This window comes from Catonella sp. (genome assembly GCF_057250765.1).
This window is the reverse complement of record NZ_DBHIEC010000018.1, coordinates 12,600-36,612: the sequence shown is the minus strand read 5'-3', so window position 1 is coordinate 36,612 and position 24,013 is coordinate 12,600. Positions and strand designations below refer to the sequence as shown.

At 39.0% G+C, this 24,013-nt stretch carries 16 protein-coding genes; 14 read left to right on the top strand and 2 right to left on the bottom strand.

The genetic code is table 11. The annotated features are described in order from the left end of the window. Positions 1–84: 84 nt before the first annotated feature. Complete coding sequence (locus tag ACO6HM_RS09595) at positions 85–1,617, bottom strand: hypothetical protein (protein ID WP_485390826.1); 1,533 nt, start codon at positions 1,615–1,617, stop codon at positions 85–87. Between the two features lie 417 nt (positions 1,618–2,034). Between ACO6HM_RS09595 and ACO6HM_RS09590 the strand changes: the two genes are divergently transcribed. The 11 genes from ACO6HM_RS09590 (at position 2,035) to ACO6HM_RS09540 (ending at position 18,838) form a co-directional block, all read left to right on the top strand. Continuing rightward, a complete protein-coding gene (locus ACO6HM_RS09590; RefSeq protein WP_485390825.1) occupies positions 2,035–3,129 on the top strand; it encodes a glycoside hydrolase family 88/105 protein in 1,095 nt (364 codons plus the stop codon). Between the two features lie 67 nt (positions 3,130–3,196). Then, positions 3,197–4,192 (top strand): aldo/keto reductase, encoded by a 996-nt coding sequence (locus ACO6HM_RS09585; RefSeq protein ID WP_485390824.1) that lies wholly within the window; start codon positions 3,197–3,199, stop codon positions 4,190–4,192. 68 nt (positions 4,193–4,260) lie between these two features. Next, the gene (locus ACO6HM_RS09580; RefSeq protein ID WP_485390823.1) at positions 4,261–6,183 is read left to right on the top strand and encodes a beta-L-arabinofuranosidase domain-containing protein; all 1,923 of its coding nucleotides are present in this window, start codon (positions 4,261–4,263) and stop codon (positions 6,181–6,183) included. 132 nt (positions 6,184–6,315) lie between these two features. Continuing rightward, positions 6,316–7,245: an ABC transporter permease gene (locus ACO6HM_RS09575; protein ID WP_485390822.1), complete on the top strand. Its 930-nt coding sequence runs from the start codon at positions 6,316–6,318 to the stop codon at positions 7,243–7,245. 18 nt (positions 7,246–7,263) lie between these two features. Then, a complete protein-coding gene (locus ACO6HM_RS09570; RefSeq protein ID WP_485390821.1) occupies positions 7,264–8,160 on the top strand; it encodes a carbohydrate ABC transporter permease in 897 nt (298 codons plus the stop codon). 18 nt (positions 8,161–8,178) lie between these two features. After that, positions 8,179–9,771 carry an extracellular solute-binding protein gene (locus ACO6HM_RS09565; protein WP_485390820.1) on the top strand — a complete coding sequence of 531 codons (1,593 nt, stop codon included), beginning with the start codon at positions 8,179–8,181 and terminating at the stop codon, positions 9,769–9,771. Positions 9,772–9,818: 47 nt separating this feature from the next. Next, entirely contained in the window at positions 9,819–11,777 is a 1,959-nt protein-coding gene (locus ACO6HM_RS09560) for a family 20 glycosylhydrolase (protein WP_485390819.1), read from the top strand. 11 nt (positions 11,778–11,788) lie between these two features. After that, positions 11,789–13,126 (top strand): MATE family efflux transporter, encoded by a 1,338-nt coding sequence (locus ACO6HM_RS09555; protein ID WP_485390818.1) that lies wholly within the window; start codon positions 11,789–11,791, stop codon positions 13,124–13,126. Positions 13,127–13,158: 32 nt separating this feature from the next. Beyond that, positions 13,159–15,369 carry a glycoside hydrolase family 3 N-terminal domain-containing protein gene (locus ACO6HM_RS09550; protein ID WP_485390817.1) on the top strand — a complete coding sequence of 737 codons (2,211 nt, stop codon included), beginning with the start codon at positions 13,159–13,161 and terminating at the stop codon, positions 15,367–15,369. A gap of 73 nt (positions 15,370–15,442) precedes the next feature. Beyond that, positions 15,443–17,014, top strand: coding sequence for a response regulator (locus tag ACO6HM_RS09545; RefSeq protein ID WP_485390816.1), 1,572 nt, complete (start codon positions 15,443–15,445; stop codon positions 17,012–17,014). A gap of 189 nt (positions 17,015–17,203) precedes the next feature. Beyond that, positions 17,204–18,838, top strand: a complete 1,635-nt coding sequence (locus tag ACO6HM_RS09540) for a sensor histidine kinase (protein ID WP_485390815.1) — start codon at positions 17,204–17,206, stop codon at positions 18,836–18,838. An 81-nt stretch (positions 18,839–18,919) separates the two neighbouring features. Here ACO6HM_RS09540 and ACO6HM_RS09535 read toward each other — a convergent pair whose 3' ends face one another. After that, a complete protein-coding gene (locus tag ACO6HM_RS09535; RefSeq protein WP_485390814.1) occupies positions 18,920–21,151 on the bottom strand; it encodes an alpha-galactosidase in 2,232 nt (743 codons plus the stop codon). Positions 21,152–21,470: 319 nt separating this feature from the next. On the opposite strand from ACO6HM_RS09535, the gene ACO6HM_RS09530 reads away from it, so the two are divergent. Genes ACO6HM_RS09530 through ACO6HM_RS09520 form a run of 3 tightly spaced genes read left to right on the top strand, consistent with a single transcriptional unit; the run spans position 21,471 to position 24,012 of the window. After that, positions 21,471–22,409, top strand: coding sequence for a metal ABC transporter solute-binding protein, Zn/Mn family (locus ACO6HM_RS09530; protein ID WP_485390813.1), 939 nt, complete (start codon positions 21,471–21,473; stop codon positions 22,407–22,409). Positions 22,410–22,424: 15 nt separating this feature from the next. Then, positions 22,425–23,141, top strand: coding sequence for a metal ABC transporter ATP-binding protein (locus ACO6HM_RS09525; RefSeq protein WP_485390812.1), 717 nt, complete (start codon positions 22,425–22,427; stop codon positions 23,139–23,141). After that, positions 23,134–24,012: a metal ABC transporter permease gene (locus ACO6HM_RS09520; RefSeq protein WP_485390811.1), complete on the top strand. Its 879-nt coding sequence runs from the start codon at positions 23,134–23,136 to the stop codon at positions 24,010–24,012. The genes ACO6HM_RS09525 and ACO6HM_RS09520 overlap by 8 nt, the downstream gene beginning before the upstream one ends. Position 24,013: the final 1 nt, after the last annotated feature.

Here is a 24,013-nt window from a genome sequence, read left to right as displayed (position 1 = left end):
GTACTAAGAATTTGATATTTTGAGCTGTGCACCGATTTTGGCTGCACAGCTCAAATTTTGACTAAAAATCAGAAGTTCTGATTTTTATTTGGCCTTTTTAGGGGCTTCATACATAACTACAAATCTCTTTAAGGACTTTGTAGTAAAGGTTATTCTACCGGTCTTGCTATTGTAGGAAGAATCCTTTACCCTAACCAGTTTTCCATTGTTATTTACATAAGCAACAAAAAGTCCTTTTGCTTTTTCTTTAGCATTTTTCTTGTAAGTAAGGCTGATATTCAGTTTTCCATTAAGATTAGCAACCTTCTTATCCCCTGCTTTTAAGACAATATCATATACAGGCCTATTTCCTACAGCTTTTTTGACAAGTCTATTAAGCTTATTTGCAGGTGTCAGGGAAATGGTAACATCGCCTTTTTTGGAAAGTGGCTCAAATGCCTTTTTATCAAGCTCAAACTTAGCGGCAGATGTTGCTAAAGTCACAGTTTTTTCCTTATTTTCTATGGTGCTCTTTAAGTCCTCTTTGCTAACTGTAACGGTTGTACTCTCATCATTACTTGCGCTAAGATCAGCTAAAGGAACAATCGTTGAGTAGAATTTATTTACAGAAATTGCTCGTTCAGGCATTGCATCCTGGATACCTTCAACACTTACGAAGTAATACCTTGCCCAATCTTTTGTTAAGCGCTGTACGCCTGAAAGACCTGCGCCGGGATACCATAATGGATGCTCAGCAGGACTCTCATCTGAGAATTTCCAATCTGCACCTACCTGTATGCCTAATTTTGCCTTAGGATCAGACTTTTCAGATATCCTCGCTTCAACTGAAATCAATACTGCACGGATACTTTCGGGACTTGGAACACTTAAAATCTGTTTGGAGCCCCAATGTGCAACCTTATCTTGCTTTGGCTGCATTTTTACGGAGGTACCAAAGCCGTATACTTTCTCGCGTTTGGCCTGTCCTATCCATCCGTACATATTACCTTCAAAATAATCAATCCAATCAACAGCCACAGGGTCAACTATAAGGTTTTCCCAAGTTGTTTCATTTTCTCGCAGTACAAAAGCCTGCATATTTCTTACATCAAACCAGGCATTTTTGGCTTTATTGTCCTGCATTTCCATGACAACTCCCCAAGGATCCATACGGTCTAAGTATTTACCGCGCTGGCTGTCAAACAGCTCTTTAGCCTGCTCATCCGTCATACCATCACGCTTATAGCCCAAATAATACCAGTCAGCAGGCGGATCATAAGAAGCTCTACCACCTAATACTACAGAGCCACCGTTAAATTGTCCGGGTCCGCCGTTCGGGCCACGCTCCTGATCTTTTACTACATTTTCTTTTGACCAAACCCACACATTACCCTGATTTTTACCCATTTGTTTTATAGCGCGTTTCTTCTCTGCCTTAGACATCTGGACAGCACTCTCGGTATTTTCTGCAAGTGCAGAGCTAAGTGGAATGGCGTTATCAGCAGTCTCAAAAATATTGAGGCTTTTTGACATTTCTCCAGCTAGAGCATTTGCCGGAAAGATTGCAGATGTAAGTAAAGCAGTGGATAAAAATAGTCCCATAGCACTTTTTTTCATACTACCTGTTTTTCTTTTCAATAGAATAACACCCCTTTCTGATGGTTTGAACCCACAATATTAAGTTTGTTTATAACACTATGTAATTATCATGATAATTTTCGATAATTATAATGTTCATGGTTTATATTTGTCAATAAAAATGTTATAATATCTAAAATGTTTGTTGAAAATTACCATTAATATTAGGATTACACATATTTTAACCTTGACATTTATGTTATTTTCAATAAAAATTTATGTAATTAATGGGATAAAAGTAGAATAAAGCTATTTTCAGAGATAATTACTGTTGAAAAATATGATATAGATTAATATACTGATACAAATGTCAAAAGTATAGCTGTAGCAATCCTGTATCAATGGTTGCCAGTACATTTGACATCCATATCATGAAATAACTATAAACAACAATGGTGAAACAATGAGATAGGAGGGATGAGCTTGAGCTGTAATGCTATCAAATTAGCAGAGTATTTAATGAGGAAATATCCTCTGGCTGATAGTTATCCTTATAAAAGCTGGAGTTATCCACAGGGCTTTTATCTATGGGCTATAGTTAGGTTATTTGAAAAAATCGGAGATAAAAGATACTACGATTATGTGCTTGCTTATGGTAACACTCACGTAGGAGATGATGGGACAATTTCTAGGTTTGTTGGAGACTGCCTTGATGATATTATGCCGGCATCTATCCTTATCTGGCTATATACAAAAACAGGTGAAGAAAGATTTAAGCTTGCTGCTAAAAAGGTTCGTAAGGCACTAGACTCATATCCGAGGAATTCTAAAGGTGGATTCTTACATGGAAAGCATCTTCCGGGAGAAATGTGGGCAGATGGACTATTTATGGAATTGATGTTTTTGGTAAGATATGGTAAATACATAGGAGATGAAGAGAATAGCTATGAAGAGGCGGTAAAACAATTAAGCTTATATTTTGAAAATGCCAGGAAAGATAGAACAGGCTTTGTGTACCATGCTTATAGTGATAATCCGTATACAAAATGGGCAAGCCCGCTAAACGGTTGTTCCCCGGAGGTCTGGAGTGAAGGGCTTGGCTGGTATGGTATGGCTTTGGTTGAAGCACTTGGAATAATTCCCGAGAATTTTAATGGGTGGAAGGAAATTAAAAATCAACTTATTATGTTATGTGAGGATCTGCTGAAAACACAGGACTGGAACTGTGGGCTATGGTATCAAGTGGTTGATAAACAGGGATTTCCAAGAAATTTTCATGACACCTCCGGAAGTGCAATGTTTGTGTATACACTTAAAAAGGCGTACGACCTCTCACTAATAGATAATGAATATGCAAAAGAGGTTATAGATAAGGGCTATAAAGCAATTCTCTCAAAATGTTCTGCCGGGATTGATGGCGGATACAATATATCAGATGCCTGCGACGGGTTATGTGTTCAGAATAACTATGATCAGTATGTGGACTATGCAAGATGTGTAAATGCTAAAGAGGCCGTTGCTGCGGTGCTTTGGGCGTTGATAGCCTGTGAGGAGGGAACTGATACAATATAAGTAACCGCTTATATCATCTTTTGACACGCAAAAATATGAAAAATTTTATTCTACTAAGGAGGTAAATATGTATAAGGCAAATGAATCAAGATATGAAAGTATGATTTACAACCGTTCAGGAAATAGCGGACTTAAGCTTCCAGCAGTATCACTTGGATTGTGGCATAATTTTGGAGACAATTCACAGTATTCCAATATGGAGGAAATCTGCTTTGCAGCTTTTGATAATGGAATAACACATTTTGACCTTGCTAATAACTATGGTCCCAAAGCTGGTGCTGCTGAGATAAATTTTGGGAAAATTTTAAAAGAACATTTTAGTGCTTACCGTGATGAGCTTATTATAAGTACCAAGGCAGGTTATGATATGTGGCCCGGACCATATGGTGATTTTGGCAGCAGAAAGTATTTGATTGCGTCATTAGATCAGAGCCTCAAGCGTATGGGACTTGATTATGTTGATATTTTTTATCATCATAGACCTGATCCTGATACCCCATTAGAGGAGACTATGGAGGCACTTGCGCAGATAGTAAAGAGTGGCAAGGCCCTATATGTTGGGCTTTCAAGCTATGATGGTAAAAGAATGGCTGAGGCTTCTGCTATTCTTAAAGAACGTCATGTACCATTTATAATTAATCAAAACAGATACAATCTCTTTGACAGGACGATTGAAAGGAACGGACTTAAGGAGACTGCCGGAGAATTAGGAAAGGGAATTATTTGTTTTTGTCCGCTTGAACAGGGTGTGCTTACTGACCGTTATCTTAATGGCATTCCTGCGGATAGTCGTGTGAAAACAGATGGTAGGTTCCTCAAGGAGAAAGATGTTGAATTCTACATCTTGAAGGCAAAGGAGTTGAAGGCGGTTGCTGACCAGAGAGGACAGAGCCTTGCCGAAATGGCGCTTGCATGGCTTCTAAAAGATCCTAGGATAACCTCTGTGCTTGTAGGAGCTTCCAGAGCAGAGCAGCTGCTTACCAATATTCGTGCCATACACAGTGCTCCATTCTCTGAGGAAGAGCTTAAAGAAATTGAGAAGATTACAACAGAAAACTGGTAAAATTTAATAATCAGGGGATTTGTGCTTAAGTACAGTCCCCTGTAGTCATATATAAAAGGGGTGGAAAAATGGAGATAAAATATTCATTAAAGGGCTTAGCGGATAAAGCAATGCATTTTGCAGAAAACAAACAGCTAATTGACCCTAAACTATGGAAACGATTTGTAAGTCAATTTAAGGGAGAGACAGATAAAGGTGACAGAGGCTGGAGAGGCGAGTTCTGGGGCAAAATGATGCGCGGAGCATCTCTTGTATACAGCTATACTGAAAATGAGGAGTTATATAATATTCTTGAAGAAACGGTTAGGGAGATGATTTTAGTTACTGCTCCTACCGGACGTATAAGCAGCTACTCTGTAGAAACTGAGTTCAATGGGTGGGATTTGTGGTGCAGAAAATATGTAATTTTAGGCATGGAATATTTCCTTGAGATATGTAAGGATGACAAGCTTAAGGAAAATGTAGTAGGCTGTATTAAAAAGCAGGTAGACTACATAATACAATTTATTGGAGATGAGGATGGGAAAACACCAATAGTATTTGCATCAGGCTGCTGGAGAGGACTTAATTCAAGCTCGATACTGGAGCCTGTTGTGAAACTGTATAAACTAACAGGAGAAAGAAAGTATCTTGACTTTGCAGAGCACATAGTAGCACATGGAGGAACTTCAATTGCCAATATATTTGAACTTGCCATGGAAAATGAAGCAAGTCCTTATCAGTATCCGGTCACAAAGGCATACGAAATGACCTCTTGCTTTGAGGGGCTTTTGGAGTACGCAGAAGTAAAAGGTGATAAAAAATGGGAGCAGGCTGCAATAAAGTATGCATACAAGATTCTTGATACAGATTTCACTGTGATAGGAAGTGCCGGATGTACACATGAGTTATTCGACCATTCAACAGTTAGACAGGCGAACACAACCAATGAATTTATTATGCAGGAAACTTGCGTGACAGTTACACTTATGAAGTTCTTTGGCAGAATATTAAAGATAACCGGAGACAGCCGCTTTGCAGATGCTATTGAGCGTTCATTTTACAATGCCTATCTTGGGGCAGAAAATCCACAAGGATTTATGGATGATAGGGCTGAAAAAATGCAGGAAATTGTAAAAAAAGGATTTCCTTATGACAGTTATGCACCTTTAACTCTGGGAAGAAGAGGGAAGCAGGCTGGTGGATTTATGATTCTTGAAGAAGGAAACACTTATGGCTGCTGTGCAAGTATAGCTTCTGCAGGAATTGGAACCATACCTAAAATAATGTTTATTCATTCCAGTGAAGGATATAATCTTAACTTTTATGAAGAAGGGAGAATTGAGGCTGTCAACCAGTCAGGTTCAAAGTTAAGCCTTAGCATAGAAACAGCTTATCCGATTGAAGGAAATGTAAAAATAAGGATTGAAGAAAGCGAAGATGATGAATTTGCTATGAATTTCCGTATTCCTGCTTGGAGCAGGGTTACTACTGCAAGACTTAATGGTAAAGAGATACATGACAAAGCTTTGGATGAGAAACCAGTAATATCTGTCTCTGACCTTACAAAAGGTAGTGAATATCTAAGAATTATGAGAAGGTGGAAAGAGGGAGATGAGATAGAATTAGACTTCGATATGAGAACCTTTGTTTTATACCCTGTTCCATACGGTAAAGATCTACTTGTAAATAACATGCTTTTTGAGTATGACTATCTCGTACCGACCTTTGATTTGGAGGATCCGCTGGCAAAGAGACATATTGCACTTGAACGTGGCCCACTTATGCTTGCGGTGGAAGATTCTTCAAAGTCGAAGGCGTCAAAAGAGATAGAAATCGAAACTGATGATAATCTATCAGTTAGTCTTGAGACTCTTTCAGACAAAGAAGACTTCCATTCGATTTTTGAAGGAAATGTTAAGACTAAGGATGGTGATTTACACTTAAAAGACTATGCTTCAGCAGGAAAAGACAAAAAGAAAGAAATAGCTGTATGGCTTTTAACTAAGTAGTAGAAAATCACCTTAATCATAGATTCTTACCATTGAAATAATATTTTGCGTAAAATATACTAAAAGCATAAGAATAAAACATATAATATAGAGCAAGATACACAAAGATAAAGCGGAGAAGGGAGTGGTTTTATGGTTAAACCTAAAAAAACTGCCAAAAACAGGTTTAAGAAGATAAATCTTACATTATATCTTATGATACTTCCGGCAGTTATTTATTATCTGATTTTTGCTTACCTTCCTATGGGAGGTACTATACTGGCGTTTAAGCAGTTCAACTATGCAGATGGCATTATTGCCTCTCCCTGGTCGGGCTTCAAGAATTTTGAATTTCTTTTCAGTGGCGGCAAGATTTTCAAGGTCGCCTTTAATACAATAGCTTATAATGCAGTATTCATTGTGGTAAACCTCATTCTACAGGTAGGTGTAGCTATTTTACTTACTGAGATAAAATCAAAGTTTTTTAAAAAAGCTTCACAGTCCATTATATTTTTACCATATTTTATTTCGTGGGTAATTGTGGGTGGCTTCCTCTACAATTTGTTTAACTACGAATATGGTTCATTAAATACTATGCTTAAGGCGGTAGGTGCTACGCCTGTAGACATGTACAATAATGTTGGTGTATGGAAGTATGTACTTGTAATAGCTAATGCTTGGAAATGGGTGGGTTACGGCTCGGTTATATACCTGGCAGCCATTACCGGGCTAGATAGTGAGATGTATGAAGCAGCTGCGATAGACGGTGCAGGAAGAGTTCGTAAGATATTCTCTATTACACTTCCACTAATTACACCTCAGATTATAATTATGACTCTGCTTAATGTAGGTAGGATTTTCAGAGGCGACTTTGATATGTTCTACCAGGTTACGGCAAATAACCCTCTTTTATACGATAGTACTGATGTAATTGATACTTATGTAGTAAGATCTCTCTTACAGATACAGGATGTGGGAATGACATCTGCAGCAGGACTTATCCAGTCCTTAATCAGCTTGGTTATTCTTCTTGGGGTAAACAGTCTGGTAAAGAGATTCCAGAAAGATTATGCGTTATTCTAAGAAAGGAGGGGAAATTAAATGCTAACTAAAAAAATATCAAAAGCAGATGTTGGTTTTGGGCTATTCGCATACACAATACTTATATTTTTATCACTTTGTTGCCTAATTCCTTTCCTGTTTATAATATCAGGTGCATTCTCATCAGAGCAGTCAATTCTTGAGCATGGGTTTTCACTGATTCCGATTGAGTATTCGCTTGAAGCATTTAGAGCTGTATTCGCAGTACCTGAAAACATTGTTAATGCTTACGGAGTTACAATTTTTATTACAATAGTGGGAACTGTAGTGGGTATATTTTTCTCATCAATGGCAGCTTATGTACTACAGAGAAAAGAATTTAGGCCAAGGACATTCTTTTCATTCTTCTTCTATTTCACTACCATATTTAATGGAGGAATAGTTCCTTGGTACATATTGATGATTAGATATTTTAACATGAAGAACAATATTATGGCACTCATTCTGCCAAACCTCTTCAATGTGTTTTATATCATTATCATAAGAAGCTTTATAAGCAATAGTATTCCGGACTCAATTACAGAGTCAGCAAAGATTGATGGAGCAGGTGAATTTCATATCTTTGTTAAAATGATACTTCCTCTTTCAAAGCCAATATTGGCAACGATGGGATTGTTCACGGCTCTTAATTACTGGAATGACTGGTTTAATGCTATGCTGTTTGTAGACGAACAGAAGCTTATTCCTTTGCAGTATTATCTTTACAGGATGTTGTCCCAGATATCAATGCTTAGGAATCTGATAGCAAAGGTGCCACAGTTAGCAGCTGTAACACCACCGGAGGAATCGTTTAAGATGGCGATGACACTGGTAACAATAGGACCAATCTTGTTACTGTATCCGTTTGTACAGAGATTCTTTGTAAGCGGAATCATGATTGGAGCAGTAAAAGGTTAAAATAAAAGGAGGAGAATTATGAGAAAGTTAAGAAAATGGTTAGCAGCAGGATTGTCAATGACTATGGCTTTAGCCTTAGTTGCTTGTGGAGGCGGGTCAAAGAATGACACCAAGAGCAATGCAGGTGGAAGTGCCGTAAAGCAGGCGTCTACTCAGTCTAAGACATCAAGTGCAGGCACAGAGAGCAAGGCAAGTACATTGGAGCCGGTTACACTTAAGATGTATTTCTTAGGAGAGCCACAGTCTGATAATGACATGGTTTTTGAAGAAATTAACAAGAAGTTAACAGAGAAAATCAATGCTAAGATTGAGCCTCATTACTTATCTTGGGGAGATTATCAGCAGAGATATCCACTTTTATTCTCATCAGGTGAAGACTTTGATATGATTTATACAGCTGCATGGGCATTTTATGCTGAGACAGCATCAAAGGGTGGTTTTTATGAAATAACACCTGAGATGGTAGATAAATATTGTCCTCTTGCAAAGGCAGCACTTCCTGAAGCAGCGTGGAAGAATACTCAGGTAGCAGGCAAAAACTATATGATACCTCAGAATAACTACTGGGCAAATCATTATGGCGCATTTGTCCGTGGCGACCTTCGTAAGAAATATGGTATGGAGCCGCTTAAAACAGCTGAAGATATAGAGAAGTTTATGGCGAAGGTTAAAGAGAATGAGCCAGGAATGATACCTCTCGATGTTTCAAGCAACAATTCAGAAATTATTATGAGAGCTCTTGTTATGTATCCTCAGGGACGTTACTATCTTTCACATACTTTGACCTATGATTACACCAACTCTGAAAAGCTTGACCCTGTACCATTTTATGATCTTCCTGGCTTTGAAGAACATATCAAGCGCATGAAGGATTGGAATCAGAAAGGTTATATTTCAAAGAGTGATCTTACATCATCCAACACAAATCGTTTTGATGCGGGTAAGAGTGCAGTCAAATTCGGAAATATTGGTGATGCAAACACTGCTTGGCAGAACGCTAAACAGAATCATCCTGACTGGGAAGTAGAATATATCAATCTTCTTGAGAATAAGCCACTTGGTTCAGCCGGATTTACCGGTAATGGTGTTGGCTTCAATGCAAGAAGCAAAAATATTGAAAGAGCATTGATGGCAACGGATCTTCTTAACTACGATAAGGATCTTAACTTCCTTATTAATAACGGTATACCTGGAGTACACAGCAAGCTTCTCGGAACTGTTAAGATAGATGGACATGATTTCCAGCAGATAGAGGTAATTAAACCTGATGCTTACGGCGGAATCAGTACCTGGTGTTTTGCCAATGCTCCAAGTCTTCCTATAGATTCTTTCCCTAACTATGGTGAAATTCAGGCATCATATTACTTTAAGCAGCTTGTATTCAATCCTGTAGATGGTATGTCATTCGTCCTTGATTCTGTAAATACCGAGCAGGCAAATGTATATAATGTAAGAACAGAGTATACACCTATTTTATACTTAGGTTTTGCTGAAGATCCTATGGCTACCCTTAAGGAGTTCAAAGAAAAGCTTAAAGCAGCGGGTGAGGAGAAGTTTAATCAGGAAATAATCAAGCAGGCACAGGCAGTTTTTGATGCTGCTAAAAAATAAATCTGCTTTTATACTTAAATGATATGAAAGAATAGAAAGGGGTTCTGATGAGCAGAGGAATTGTTCCGCAGTATATAAAAAGGACAGGTACAGCCAGACATATAAATAAACAGACCAAAATACAGACAGATATCCCGGTGATACAGGAAATCCTTGCGGAAAAGTTAAAAAATACCGGCACTGAAGAAGGTTTCAAAGTTATTTGCTTTCATAAGGAAATACCTGCTGCTATTGGTGAGCGTATAAGTAATGAGTTTAATGTACCAAAACCTTCGCATAGTGAATGCCACATAATTGAGGCTAAAGGTGATGAGATTCAGGTGTATGCACTAAGTGAAAGAGGTTTGTTTTACGGTGCAGTATCAGTAATCCACCTGATGGAAAAGGGCTGTGTTGATGAGCTTCTTGCTTATGACTATCCGGTATGTGATGAAAGAGGGATGAAGGTATTTTTGCCTGCATCAAAGGATATAGAGTTTTTTAAGAAATTCGTCGATATGATTTGTTATTTTAAGTTTAACAGCATCATGATAGAAATCGGCGGTGCAATGGAGTATAAGAGACATCCTGAGATAAACGAAGGCTGGATTAAGTACTGTGAAGAAATGAGCGAATACTCAGGAAAAACAACAAAGATACAGGACTACACCTATCCATGGTACAAAAATGCCATACATATGGAAAACGGGGGAGGTAATTTCCTGACACAGGATGAGGTCAGAGAATTGGCGGCTTACTGTAGGAGTAGGATGTTAGAAGTTATTCCTGAAGTACCTTCACTTGGACATTGTGACTATCTTATGATGGGACATATGGACATAGCTGAAAGACCGGAGGACCCATATGCGGATACCTACTGCCCTTCAAACCCTGCTTCTTATGAGCTTCTGTTTGATGTACTTGATGAAGTTATAGAGGTATTTAATCCCGAAGTTATTAATATAGGACATGATGAATACTATACAATTGGAGTTTGTGAAAAATGCAGAGGAAAGAGTGGGGCTGACATCTTTGCAGGTGATGTGAATAAGATATATAATTACCTGAAATCAAAGGGTGTAAAAACTTTAATTTGGGGTGATAAGCTTCTGAAGAATGCTAAGGTACCTAATGCAGGACCTTTTGGTGGGGCTGAAATACAGATGTATATGCCTCAGTTCCACCAAAAAGATGGCAAAAAGATAGGTATTATGCCTGCAACATACCAGGCAATCGACATGGTACCTAAGGATCTTCTGATCTTACATTGGAACTGGAATCTTGGGGAGGATCTTGAAGATGAGTTTCTAGATAAGAACTTCAATATTCGTTATGGTAATTTTGAGGGATATTATTTCTCGAACTGGAAGACACATATTGAAAAGAGTGGTCGCCATGGAGCCTTTATCTCAAACTGGAGTTCATTGAATGAGGTAATTTTGCAGAGAAATACTATATTCTTCGGTATTTCCTACGCGTATGAAATGTTCTGGAATCATAATTATGAAGATGGAGATTATGAGACAATTAGAGACAAGACCTTTGAATATCTCTATCATTATAAATATGCTGATGCACAGGGACTTGAAGCAAAGGAGAGCCACGATGGACATCCTGCGTATGTAGAACTTATTCATACTACTGACTACTTTGTTGACTTTAAGTTCTTTGTAGATGGAGTATTCCCAGAGAAAGAAGTATATGAGATTGGCCAGCTGGTATTTGAATATGAAGATGGACAGACTGAAAAGGTACCTCTAACTTATGGGTACAACATAGGCAATAAAGACGTGAAATGGGAGAGAACCAAGGACGGAGACCCGGGATATAATCACGGTTTTAAGCTTTCTGATCACCTTCTTGAGATGTCCTTTACAACTTTGCCTGTTAAAAAGGGTGAGGAGACAGTATACAAGTGTCTGGTGGCAAATCCAAGACCTGAAAAGGTACTTAAGGAATTCAGAACAGAAGTTTATCCGGACAAGAACTGCAAAGTCCATACGGAATCAGTTCGTTATCTGTCTTAAGGAGATATTTTGTGCTAAAGGATAAAGAATTTATTAGAAAATTTATTAGACTAACCCTGCCGTTTTCAATACAGTTTTTAATATCATCTACTGTTAATTTGATTGATGTTATGATGATAGGAAAGCTTGGCGATGCTCAGATAGCTGCGGCAGGGGCAGCTAATCAGATATTTTTCCTGTTAACAATTATACAGTTTGGTATAAGCTCAGGAGCTTCGGTGTTTATAGCCCAGTACTGGGGAGCAGGAGAAAATGGAAACATAAAAAAGGTGCTTGGTCTAATATATGTATTAAGTGGAGGAGTATCATCCATTTTTACCTGCTTAGGATTATTTTTGCCTGAGCAGGTTATACGTTTTTATATTCACGATGCGGATGCTGTAAAGTATGGGAGCAGTTACCTTTTTGTTGTGAGTATAAGCTATATAATTACTGCAATAAGCACTTCTCTTGCAACTGTTTGCAGATGTACTGGAAATGTTGGGCTTCCTACGGTTGCCGGATTCATTTCTATGGCTACCAATATAGTTGGTAACGCTATACTTATTTTTGGACTCTTCGGGGCACCTGCCTTGGGGCTTACGGGAGCTGCGATAGCTACGGTGATTGCAAGACTCATAGAAATGCTTATAATTTTAATTACAGTTTATAAAAAGAAGCTTATAGGAGCGGCCGGTATAGGAGAGCTTACAGGGTGGAAAAGAGGCTTTGTAAAGGAGTACTTTAGCAAGGTAGCCCCGGTGTTATTTAATGAAATCGCCTGGTCAGTAGGTACATCCCTGTACATGGTAGCTTTTGGGCTTATGGGAACATCTACGGTAGCAGCAGTACAGATTGCTTCTGCCGTTGCACAAATCCTTTTTGTATTTGTAAGGGGTGCCGGGAATGCTACTGCGGTAATGCTTGGCAATACAATAGGAGAGGGTAGGGAAGAAGACGCAAAAAGAGACAGCAGAAGGTTTCTTGTTATCCTTCCCGTATTGGCTGCATTTGTCGGTATAATCCTAATTATAAGCAGGCCTTTACTGCTATCAATATATGAAGTTAGTACGGAAACAATGGAAAGTGTAAGATTGCTCTTATTTTTACATGCTATACTTTTTATACCGAAGGCCTTCAGTGTGGTCATGGTTGTAGGCATTCTAAGGAGTGGTGGTGATACGACCTTTGCCTGTTTCCTGGATATATTGCCGGTTTGGCTTTTTAGTGTACCTTTTGGGTTTATAGGCGTGAAACTAGGCTTTCCGCTATGGATAGTCTTCCTGCTTGTCAATGCTGAAGATATGATTAAACCTATATGGGGCATACCGAGAGTTCTGTCTGATAAATGGATACATAATCTAACTTAAATATCAACCATCCTAACGAGAAAGGAAAAAATATGGAACAGAGCAAGTTAAAAGAACTTCTTAACTCTATGAGTAGGAAAGAAAAAATAGGACAGCTATTTCAGATTATGGGACATATGCTGTCAGACGATGCGGTGCTTACAGGTCCGCTAAAGGATCTTGGGCTGTCGGATGAGGATTTAGCACTATGTGGGACCATCCTTGGACTTGGCAGCAGTGGTGGAGCACAGCTAAAGGCGATTCAGGAAAAATATATGGAGAACCATCCTCACCATATACCTCTTATATTTATGGTTGACGTCATCCATGGATATAAGACCATTTACCCTATGCCGCTTGCAATGGGAGCGACATTTTCACCGGAATTACTTAAAGAGTGCTCTAAGATGGCTGCAAGAGAGGCAGCGGCAGCAGGGCTTCACGTAACATTTTCACCTATGGTGGATCTGGTTAGGGATGCAAGATGGGGAAGAGTTGTTGAGTCCACAGGAGAAGACGTTTATTTAAATAAAGTGATGGCTGAAAGCATAGTACAAGGCTATCAGGGAGATGACCTTAAGGCAGAGGATACTCTTGCTGCCTGCGTGAAGCATTTTGCGGGATATGGAGCAGTAGAGGCAGGAAGAGACTACAATACAGTTGAGCTGTCTGAACATACGCTTGAAGAATACTATATGCCTGCATACAAAGCTGCAATTGATGCGGGAGCAGCGATGGTAATGACATCATTTAATACAATTGATGGTATACCAACAACAGTCAATAAAAGGCTTATGAGGGATGTATTAAGAGAGCAAATGGGCTTTAACGGAGTTCTTATATCTGACTTTGCTGCCATCAGAGAAGCAGTTATGCATGGAGTATGTGCGGACCACAGGGAATCCGCAGAAATGGCACTTAAAGCAGGCTGCGATATTGACATGATGGCTGGAGATTATTCAAGACATCTTGATGAACTTATAGATGAGGGAATAGTTAGTGAAGAACTGCTTGATGAGAGCGTAATGAGAATCCTTCAGCTAAAAAATGATTTGGGCTTATTTGAGAATCCGTTCAAAGGACTGGATTTAGTGAAAGAAAAAGAATTATGCCTATGTGATGAGCATAAGGAACTGGCTAAAAAAGCTGCTTGTGAGTCATTTGTATTACTTAAAAACGAAGGAAATCTTCCAATAAAGAAAGGAAAGAAAATTGCTTGCATAGGACCATATACAGATCGTAAAAAGCTCTTAAGCTCTTGGGCGATAATGGGCGAAGAAGGCCCTGTAGAGACAGTAAAAGAGGTTGGAGAGAGACTTGATGGATATCAACTCTCATTCCACGAAGGCTGTCAAATACTTCCTGAAGGAACTAAGATGCCTGGTTTTGTACAGCTTGAAGAAATAGATTATAATGCAGATAGAACCCGCGCTATGGAAGAAGATGCTCTTAAGGCAGCTAAAGATGCAGATGAAGTTCTTTTATTTATGGGTGAGCATTTCCTACAAAGCGGTGAGGCTGCAAGCAGAACAGATATTACCATACCTAAAAATCAGGTAAGACTGCTTGAGAAAATCTGTGAATTAAATGACAATGTAAGTCTTGTTCTTTTTACCGGAAGACCTCTTGCTTTAACCGATATTTGTGACAAAGTAAAGTCCATACTTGTAGTGTGGATGCCGGGTACTATGGGAGCATCGGCGATATGGGATGTTCTTACTGGAAAACATGCACCTTCAGGCAAACTTCCTATGAGTTTCCCTTACAATGTGGGGCAGGTTCCTATTCACTATGATATCTTACAGACAGGCCGTCCGCTTACACCGGAAGACGCGGGAGAGAGATTTGTATCTAAGTACTTAGATGCACCAAATGAGGCATTGTATCCTTTTGGACATGGTCTTACATATACGGACTTTAGCATATCTAATATTACCCTGTCATCAGATAAGCTAAGTGATGATGGTGAAATAACAGCCGAGGTCATCGTGAAAAACTTAGGAAGTGCAAAGGGAACTGAAACACTTCAGCTTTATATTCATGACATAGCAGCGAGTGTAGCAAGGCCAATAAAACAGCTTAAAGACTTTAAGAAGATTACGTTAGAGGCTGGAGAAGAAGGTAAGGTTAGCTTTAGGATAACAGAGCCTATGCTTCGCTTTGTAAGAGCTGATTATACAGTAGGCAGCGAGAAGGGGCACTTCAATCTGTTTATAGGAAACAGTAGTGCTACAGAAAATAAAGCTTCATTTGAACTAATATAAGGGGTAAATTTCACGGGACTTTTTTGGTCCCGTGATTTTACAATATTTGAATCAATGGAAAAGGGGAGCAGGTATGCGGCTTTTGATTGTAGATGATGAGAGAATCACAAGAAATGTACTATTAAACCATATAACCTGGTCAGAAATAGGTATCACTAAAATTGAAACTGCCGGTGATGGAAGAGAAGCTCTTGAAATAGCTAAAGGTTTCAAGCCTCATATAGTGCTAAGTGATATAAGAATGCCAAAGATGGATGGTATAGAGCTTGCAAGATGCCTAAAAGCAGAGCAGGAGGATTGTAGAATTATTTTTCTTAGTGCTTATTCTGATAGAGAGTATTTGAAAGAAGCAATACAGTTGAGAGCGGTAAGCTATGTTGAGAAACCTATCAAGCCTGATGAGATAAAAGAGGTAGTTAAATCAGCAGTTGAAGAAATTAAGAAACAGCAAATGCTTGAGAATAGGAATTACTATGTCAAGCAAAAAAAGGTATGTATGGACATTCTGACAGGAGAGAATGTAACCGCTGATATAGAAGAATACCCTTTTTTACTCGGAACAGAATATATTGCATCTGAATTTAGGCTTTATCCTCAGGATCCTTCAGCAGAAGTAGAATATGATGAGAATGCACTGTCATCGATATTGGAAGAATTAATCGCGACATTACTTAGGAGCAGGGTTCCCGATACAAATGAGTCTGATGATGCTATGTTTCGTAAATATTGTCTGTTTGCAGTAAAGGACTTAAATCATATTGTTGTATTGTTCAATATAGATAATGACTTACAGAAAGATAAGGCATACAGTCTTATTGAAAAATTAAGGAAAGAACTGTTGCAAAAATTGCCACAGCTACGTCGCGTGTTTGCAGGAGTGGGTTTATCTGTAAGAGACATAAAAGAGTTAAAAGCTTCTGCTATACAGGCAAAGGCTGCAAGGAGGAAATGTTTCTTAGGCGGGGTAATAAAAGATGCAAAAGAACAGGCAACAGGAAAGTATGATTTTTCAGATAAATTACCCATTGAAATGCTTAACTTGTGGAGGTATGGAAATTATGGTGAACTGGAGGATTCACTATCCACACTTGCAGATGAGATATCACTTTTCACAGAAACTACAGTAGACAGCGTACGTGGATATTATCTCACTCTGTTACTTACTTTGACACAAAGAGCAAAAAGCCAGGACAGCATTGAATTTGGAGATATAAGCGCAGCGACTTTATCTGCTCTTGGAGAGGCTTGTTGCCTGGAGGAAATGAGTGAATGTCTGAAGGATGCTGCAAAAATATATTTTAATAATAAAGATAGTAAATCTCAGTATTCACAGCTCTCCGATAAAGTTGCAAAATATATACTCGACAATTATTCAGATGAGAGACTTAGTATATCACAGATAGCTGGTAAAATGTACCTATCTCCCAATTATTTGTCTTTATTATTTAAGAAGGATACAGGCAAAACCATAAATCAGTTTATAACCGAGGTAAGAATAGAAAAGGCGAAGGCGCTGTTAAAAAAGGACAGGACGCCTCTAAGTTCTATTGCTTGGAAGATAGGATATCACGATGCAAACTATTTTTCTAAGGCATTTAAGAAGGAAACCGGTGTAACACCAAAGGCATACAGGGAAAGCATTTAGAGGGTGGTTAGAAAGGCTAAAAGTATGAAATCATTTAATAAAAAGTGGATGGGAATATTGGCTCATACAGCTTTGAGTACAAAGATAAATCTGGTTTTTGTATTCTTTCTGGTGCTACCGCTGCTTCTTTTTACTGCAGTTTCATATTATTTTACCAACCAATTAATCCTAAAACAAACGACAAATACGATGTCATATACGTATAATGAGGCAATATATATCTTAGATAGATATTTTGATGCTATGGAAACAGCCCTCGGAAATATATTGTCAAATGACGAGGTATATAAGTTAGCTGCAGAAAGTATAGATGGTGATACTGTATTTAGTCAGAGATTTTATTATAATGCATTTATGAAAAGAATAGGCTATATAAATCAGTCATCACAAATTGATGGTATAAGGCTTTATGTAAAAAGCGACAGACCATCCATCATAAATGATGAAGAGATATTTTCACTAAATATGGCTGAACAATCAGAGTGGTATAAGAAGCTTAATACAAAAATGAACAGCAGGCACTGGGTAAAGCCAGGTTATATTATTGAACCGGATGGAACGAGGTCAAGATTTTTCTCGTATTTGGGAATAATCTATAGGTCTGATTCGTTAAGTGAGCCTATGGCAGTACTAAGAATAGATATAGACAAAAGTAAAATAGAAGAACTATTAAAGAGAATTAAGTTTGATTCGGAAACATCCGTATTACTCAGTGATGGGAAAAATATTATTTATGGCATTAAAGGAAACGGAGAAGAATTTGAAACGGAAAAACTGGCTAAGATGCAGAGAGAGCGAGTTGGTAATGACTGGAGCTTTGTAAAATATAAAAATATGAAATATATTTTTAGGACAGAAATGCTAAGTGCCAATGGATGGCATCTGAACGTTCTTGTGCCACAAGCATCGGTGCTAGAGAAGCAGCAGGCCTTATATCTGACTCTTTTAATAGCGCTTTTTGGGATTGCAGCCGTGTCATATGGTCTTGCATACTTGACCATAAATTCCAATTTAAAGCGGATATTTATTTTAAATAAAGAAATGAAACGTGTGGAATCTGGAGATTTTTCGCACAAAATCAAGCCTGTAGGTTCAGATGAAATCGGAGAGTTAATGAAAAGCTTTAAGGCAATGACACTTCGTATGGAAGAAATGATAGATGAAAAGTATCGGATGGGTAAGAATGTTAAAAATGCTGAGCTAAGAGCTCTTCAGGCGCAAATAAATCCGCACTTCCTTTATAATTCCTTAGATTTGGTAAACTGCCTTGCTATTGAACACGATGTCCCGGAAATAGCAGATATGATTAATAGCTTGGTTGAATTTTATAAGTTAAGCCTGAATAGGGGGAAAGAGATTTTCTCACTTCAAGATGAAGTCCGTCATGTACAGGCGTATGTGCGTATACAAAATATGCGTTTTGAAAAGAAAATAAGTCTTGATATAGAGGAAAAAGAGTGGCTTAAGAAGTATTCTATATTAAAGATAATACTTCAGCCCCTGGTTGAAAACAGCATCATGCATGGTATTCTTGAAAAAGAGGATAGCAGAGGTGTAATAAAAATCAACTTCGTGCTTCAAGGGGACAGAATCTACATAATTATCAAAGATGACGGGGTAGGAATGTCCAAAGATAAGATAGATAACCTGCTAAAAGAGACAAATGAGATAAAGCACGCAGGTTCGGGTTATGGAGTCAGAAATATAAATGAAAGGATTAAATTATACTATGGTTCTGAGTTTGGTTTGGAGTTTGAAAGTAAGGAAAATGAAGAAACTGTAGTCACTGTGAGCATACCGGCTATACCATATAAAGAGAATTAAACAGGACTGCCATATGACAGTCCTGTTTAATTTTTAGCCTATTTCTAATACATTCTATAGGATAGGGATTTTAATTGCAGTTTATACTGCTTTCTTAATTACAAATATTATCGCTGAAAAATCTCCGCCCATAGTTCCAAGATCTCCCTTATTTACAGGTATACCCATGTGCATAAGCTCATCTCCATAAGCCTTGTAGGAAATCTCTTTACCTAAGAGATTGTAGGACACTTCATAGCAGGTCTCAGGGCAAAGTCCTTCAAGCTTAAACCTTAGGAAGGCACCATTTATCTTGCAAAGCCTCTGATAATACATGGCTATGGCTTCGCTCTTATCCTTTGCAACAACTATCCAGGCGGTTTCGTTGTGCTCGAAAGGACTGATTAGTCTGTAGAAGTCGCTCTTTAACTGTATAAGTTCCCTGTGCTCCTTCATAAAGCTTACCTGCTTCTTCACCTCTTCAATTTCTTCTTCACTAAGGAGATTAAGGTCAAGCTCATAACCGAAGGTACCAAAGTAAGCCACAGAAGCCCTGGTCGAAAGCTTGGTGGTCCTGCTCATCTGGTGATTAGGAACTGCAGATACGTGAGAGCCCATAGACACGATAGGGTACATATAGGAAGTACTGTACTGTATCTTGGTTCTTTCATTTGCATCGGAATTATCACTAGTCCAGGTCTGTGGAGCATAGTAGAGCATACCCGGATCAAATCTTGCGCCTCCGCTTGCACAGGACTCAAAGAGCACATGAGGGAATTTTTTGGTAAGCCTGTCGTAGAGCTTGTACACACCGAGGATGTAGCGGTGCATAAATTCTCCCTGCCTGTCACAAGGAAGCTCCCTACCAAAAGGCTCCGTCATATAGCGGTTCATATCCCATTTGATATAAGAAACCTTTGACTCTGAGAGTAGCTTATCCATACAGCCATAGAGATAGTCAACCACCTCATCCCTTGACATATCAAGAACATGCTGATGCCTTGAGTGGCACTCAAATCTATCAGGTGCACCTATTAGCCAGTCAGGATGTGCTCTGTAGAGGTCACTGTCTTTATTCACCATTTCAAGCTCTACCCAGATACCAAACTTAAGGCCAAGAGCCTCTACCTTGTCAGCCAGTCCGGGAACACCGTCAGGGAGCTTTCTTGTATTTGCAAACCAGTCACCTAGTCCCCTGTAATCATCATCTCTTGCGCCGAACCATCCATCATCAAGGACGAAGAGCTCGACGCCTACTTCTTTAGCCTTTGAAGCAATCTTAAGTAACTTCTCCTCATCAAAGTCAAAATAAGTAGCCTCCCAGTTATTAAGAAGGATAGGACGAGCCTTATCCCTCCATTCTCCTCGGATCAAGCGGTTTCTGTATAGGTCATGAAGAGAGTGGCTCATCGAATTAAAGCCACTCTCGCTGTACACAAGCACAGCCTCAGGAGTTACAAAGCTATCGCCCTTTTCAAGCTTCCAGGAAAAGTTTTCAGGATGTATGCCAAGCATTACTCTGGTCATATCGTGGGTAGAAACTTCGACCTGAGCTAAGAAATTGCCACTGTAGACAAGGCTAAAGCCATAAGCTTCACCTGAGCATTCGGTAGTTTCAGGCCTTGCAAGGGCTATAAAAGGGTTGTGGTCAGCACCGGAGCCTGTTCCTGTAACGGTTCCAATTGACTGGACACCCATTTCAAGTTTTCTTCTCTTTAGATAACGTTCTCTAGCCCAAGCTCCTGAGAAATGAATCATTTCATAATCCATATCAAGGAAGTCTACGGCAAAGCTTAGGGCCTTTGTGAGAACTATCGGAGCCTCTCCCTTGTGATTAAAGCGGGTATGCCTCGTTATGACAGGATAATCAGCATAAATGGTATAGGAGAGTATCATTTCGGTATTTGTTACATCATCAACCAAAGTAATTTCAAGGGTGTCAGCCTCAGAATCACATTCTACATAAGTAGAAGGAAGCGGTGCAAGACTTGGCTTGCCTTTGAGTATGTTGTAGCCCATATATTTATAATCGCTTATGCGGCTTCCATTTTCCTGCAAAACTGTATAGGCAGGACTTCTAAAGTCACCTGTTCCATAGCTTGGATATTCATCTCTAATGTAATGTCGTGCAAGCAGTCCCGGCTCAGGCACACTGATAGCCATATGTGCGCGTCCCATCTCTTCATGGTGGTGGGAAAAGCTGTCTCTGTCTTTTATAGCCTTTCCATAGTAGAGGTTCTCGATTCCTCCATTTTGAATGACGCTTATTATGTAGCTTATCTTTCCATTTGACAAATGGAAGGTCATAGAACTTTCGTGAAATACTATTGGCATAGATACCTCCTGTTAAGTGATATAAGTTAAAATGTTAAAAACTCTGAAACAGATATAAGCAGGGGTTTAAGCTGCCTATAAACGGGGAAGTTGGCGTTACCTCTACCCGCTTAAGTCTATTCTACAGGTTAATATGACGGGTTTCAATACCTTGATTAAAATTTTGAAAAGAACTGAAAAATAGGCTTACTGAGGCTTTTGAAAACTACTTCCTGAAAAATCTACTTGACATGAAATCTCTATAAGAATATACTAAGCATAAGTTAGTTATAACTAACCAATCCATGCTTTAAATTATTTCTAAAAGGAGAATAGAAAATTGAGAAAAACAATATTATTTTTACTATTTGGAGTATTGCTTTTAACAGGCTGTGGGAATATGGGTAGTACTAAGGAAGCTGTAAGTAATGCTGATTCTCAGCCTAAAAAGAAGGTAACAGTAACAACTTCATTTCTGTACGACATGGTAAATCAGCTTGCAGGTGATATGGTGGATAAAGAGCTGATTATCCCTGCGGGAGAGGATCCTCACCTATATGTAGCAAAGCCTGAGGACTTAAAGAAGATAGCAGAGGCTGATTTGCTGCTTTTTCATGGACTGCACTTTGAGGGGAAGATGCAGGAGGTGCTTGAAAAGAAGGGATATGCGGTAGCATCCACATTTCCTGAGGACAAAATAGGCAAGATGGAGGAAGATGGGGCGGTAATAATAGATCCGCATTTTTGGTTTGATGTAGATCTTTACAAAGAAGCCACCGAGAATGCAGGCGCAAAGCTTTCTGAGCTTTTACCTGATAAAAAAGATGAAATAGATAAAAATACAAAAGCTTACTTAGAAAAGCTGTCAGCTCTTGATGAAGAAAATAAAAAATCACTTGCAGAGATTCCTGAAGGTGGACGGTACCTGATTACGCCACACGATGCCTTTAACTATTTTTCAAGAAGATACGGCATTGAAGTTGTAGCACCACAAGGGGTTAGCACAGATTCAGAGGTTGCAAATAAAGATATAGATAAGACTGTTGACTTTATTGTGAAGCATAAGGTTAAAGCTATATTTGCAGAATCTACCACAGATCCTGCAAGGATGGAGAAGCTTAAAGAGGCTTGCAAGGCGAAGGGTTTTGATGTAAAGGTTGTAAGTGGCGAAGGAAATGAGCTGTTTTCCGACTCGCTTGCACCCGAGGGGCAAAGTGGTGATACTTACATAGATATGTATAAACACAATATAAAGTTAATCACTGAAAACTTAAAGTAAGAAGGAGGGGTAGGCATGGAAGAGGTGATTGTAAAGGTAGAGGATTTGACCATAGCCTACCACGACAAGCCTGTACTTAGGGATTGCGACATAGATATAATGGCAGGTTCGGTTACAGCCATAATAGGGCCTAATGGAGCAGGGAAATCGACCTTAATAAAAGGGATATTAGGGCTTCAAAAAAAACTTGCAGGAGAGATTTTGATTATGGGTGAGCCTATTAAAAAGGTTCAGAAGAAAATAGCCTATATTCCACAGACTTCTGAGGTAAACTGGGACTTTCCTACTACGGTTATGGATGTGGTGCTAATGGGCAGATATGTACACCTTGGCTGGTTTAGGCATCCCGGGAGGGAGGATAGGGAAAAAGCAGAGGCTGCTCTTAAAAGGATAGGCATGTATGAGTTTAAGAATAGGCAGATATCCAAGCTTTCAGGAGGGCAGAGACAGAGGGTATTTATAGCAAGGCTGATAGCACAGGAGGCAGAGATTTATTTTATGGATGAGCCTCTTGCAGGCATAGATAAGGTTACAGAGAAGGTAATAATTGATTTTATAAAAGAAGAGCAAAAAAAAGGGAAAACTGCTGTGATAGTTCATCACGATCTTGCCACAATAAGGCAATATTTTGACCATGTTGTAATTATCAACAAAAAGGTAGTAGCCGCGGGCAGGGTGAGTGAGGTATTCACAAACGAAAATTTAGAAAAGGCGATGATGAAAAATGTTTAACATCGACATACTTACAAGCTATTCATTTATCATAGTCGGAAGCGGGACATTTTTGCTTGCTGCTATAGCAGGGGCTGTGGGCTGTATTACAGTACTTAAGGGACAGTCGCTGATAGGAGACGCCATTGGTCATGCCGCATTTCCGGGGATAGTCCTATCATTTATGTTATTTATGCAAAGAGAACCGGTGCTTTTAACTCTGGGGGCGGTAGTTTCAGGTACTACTGCCTTCATGCTTATTCAAGTTATAAAAGAGAATTCAAAGCTTAAGCTGGATGCGATACTTGCAGTAGTTTTATCTTCATTTTTTGGAGTGGGCATGGTGCTAAAAAGCCATATTCAGGGCAACAGTACTTATAAGGATGCAGCACAGTCAGGGCTTTCAAGCTACATCTTCGGACAGGCAGCTTACATTATGAAGGATGATGTAAAGCTTATTGTATATGTTGGCATACCTATGTTGGTTTTACTGATTTTGTTTTATAAAGAAATAAAAGTATTTTTATTTGATGAAATATATGCAAGCACCATTGGGATAAGGACGGTTTTGCTCTATGGCATAATTCTTGTAATGACGATGGGAATAATAGCAACAGGACTGAAACTTGTGGGAGCTATCCTTATTTCATCTTTGCTTATAATACCCGCAATTACAGCTCTTCAGTGGAGTGATAAATTTAGTCGGGTGCTTATAATAGCAGGTGTGGTTGGTGGAGTTTCAGCACTTGTCGGCACTTATATATCAACCGCTTATGACGGGATGAGTACGGGAGCAACTATTATCCTCATAATGGGAAGTCTTGCAATCATTTCTCTTGTGATAGGCCCACATGGGATGATAAAGAACCTTAGGATGAGGAGGCAGGGATGAA

Coding starts and splice junctions, on each gene's coding strand:
- ACO6HM_RS09590 (WP_485390825.1), top strand. CDS start 2,035: ATGAGCTTGAGCTGTAATGCTATCAAATTAGCAGAGTATTTAATGAGG.
- ACO6HM_RS09585 (WP_485390824.1), top strand. CDS start 3,197: ATGTATAAGGCAAATGAATCAAGATATGAAAGTATGATTTACAACCGT.
- ACO6HM_RS09580 (WP_485390823.1), top strand. CDS start 4,261: ATGGAGATAAAATATTCATTAAAGGGCTTAGCGGATAAAGCAATGCAT.
- ACO6HM_RS09575 (WP_485390822.1), top strand. CDS start 6,316: ATGGTTAAACCTAAAAAAACTGCCAAAAACAGGTTTAAGAAGATAAAT.
- ACO6HM_RS09570 (WP_485390821.1), top strand. CDS start 7,264: ATGCTAACTAAAAAAATATCAAAAGCAGATGTTGGTTTTGGGCTATTC.
- ACO6HM_RS09565 (WP_485390820.1), top strand. CDS start 8,179: ATGAGAAAGTTAAGAAAATGGTTAGCAGCAGGATTGTCAATGACTATG.
- ACO6HM_RS09560 (WP_485390819.1), top strand. CDS start 9,819: ATGAGCAGAGGAATTGTTCCGCAGTATATAAAAAGGACAGGTACAGCC.
- ACO6HM_RS09550 (WP_485390817.1), top strand. CDS start 13,159: ATGGAACAGAGCAAGTTAAAAGAACTTCTTAACTCTATGAGTAGGAAA.
- ACO6HM_RS09545 (WP_485390816.1), top strand. CDS start 15,443: ATGCGGCTTTTGATTGTAGATGATGAGAGAATCACAAGAAATGTACTA.
- ACO6HM_RS09540 (WP_485390815.1), top strand. CDS start 17,204: ATGTCATATACGTATAATGAGGCAATATATATCTTAGATAGATATTTT.
- ACO6HM_RS09535 (WP_485390814.1), bottom strand. CDS start 21,151: ATGCCAATAGTATTTCACGAAAGTTCTATGACCTTCCATTTGTCAAAT.
- ACO6HM_RS09525 (WP_485390812.1), top strand. CDS start 22,425: ATGGAAGAGGTGATTGTAAAGGTAGAGGATTTGACCATAGCCTACCAC.
- ACO6HM_RS09520 (WP_485390811.1), top strand. CDS start 23,134: ATGTTTAACATCGACATACTTACAAGCTATTCATTTATCATAGTCGGA.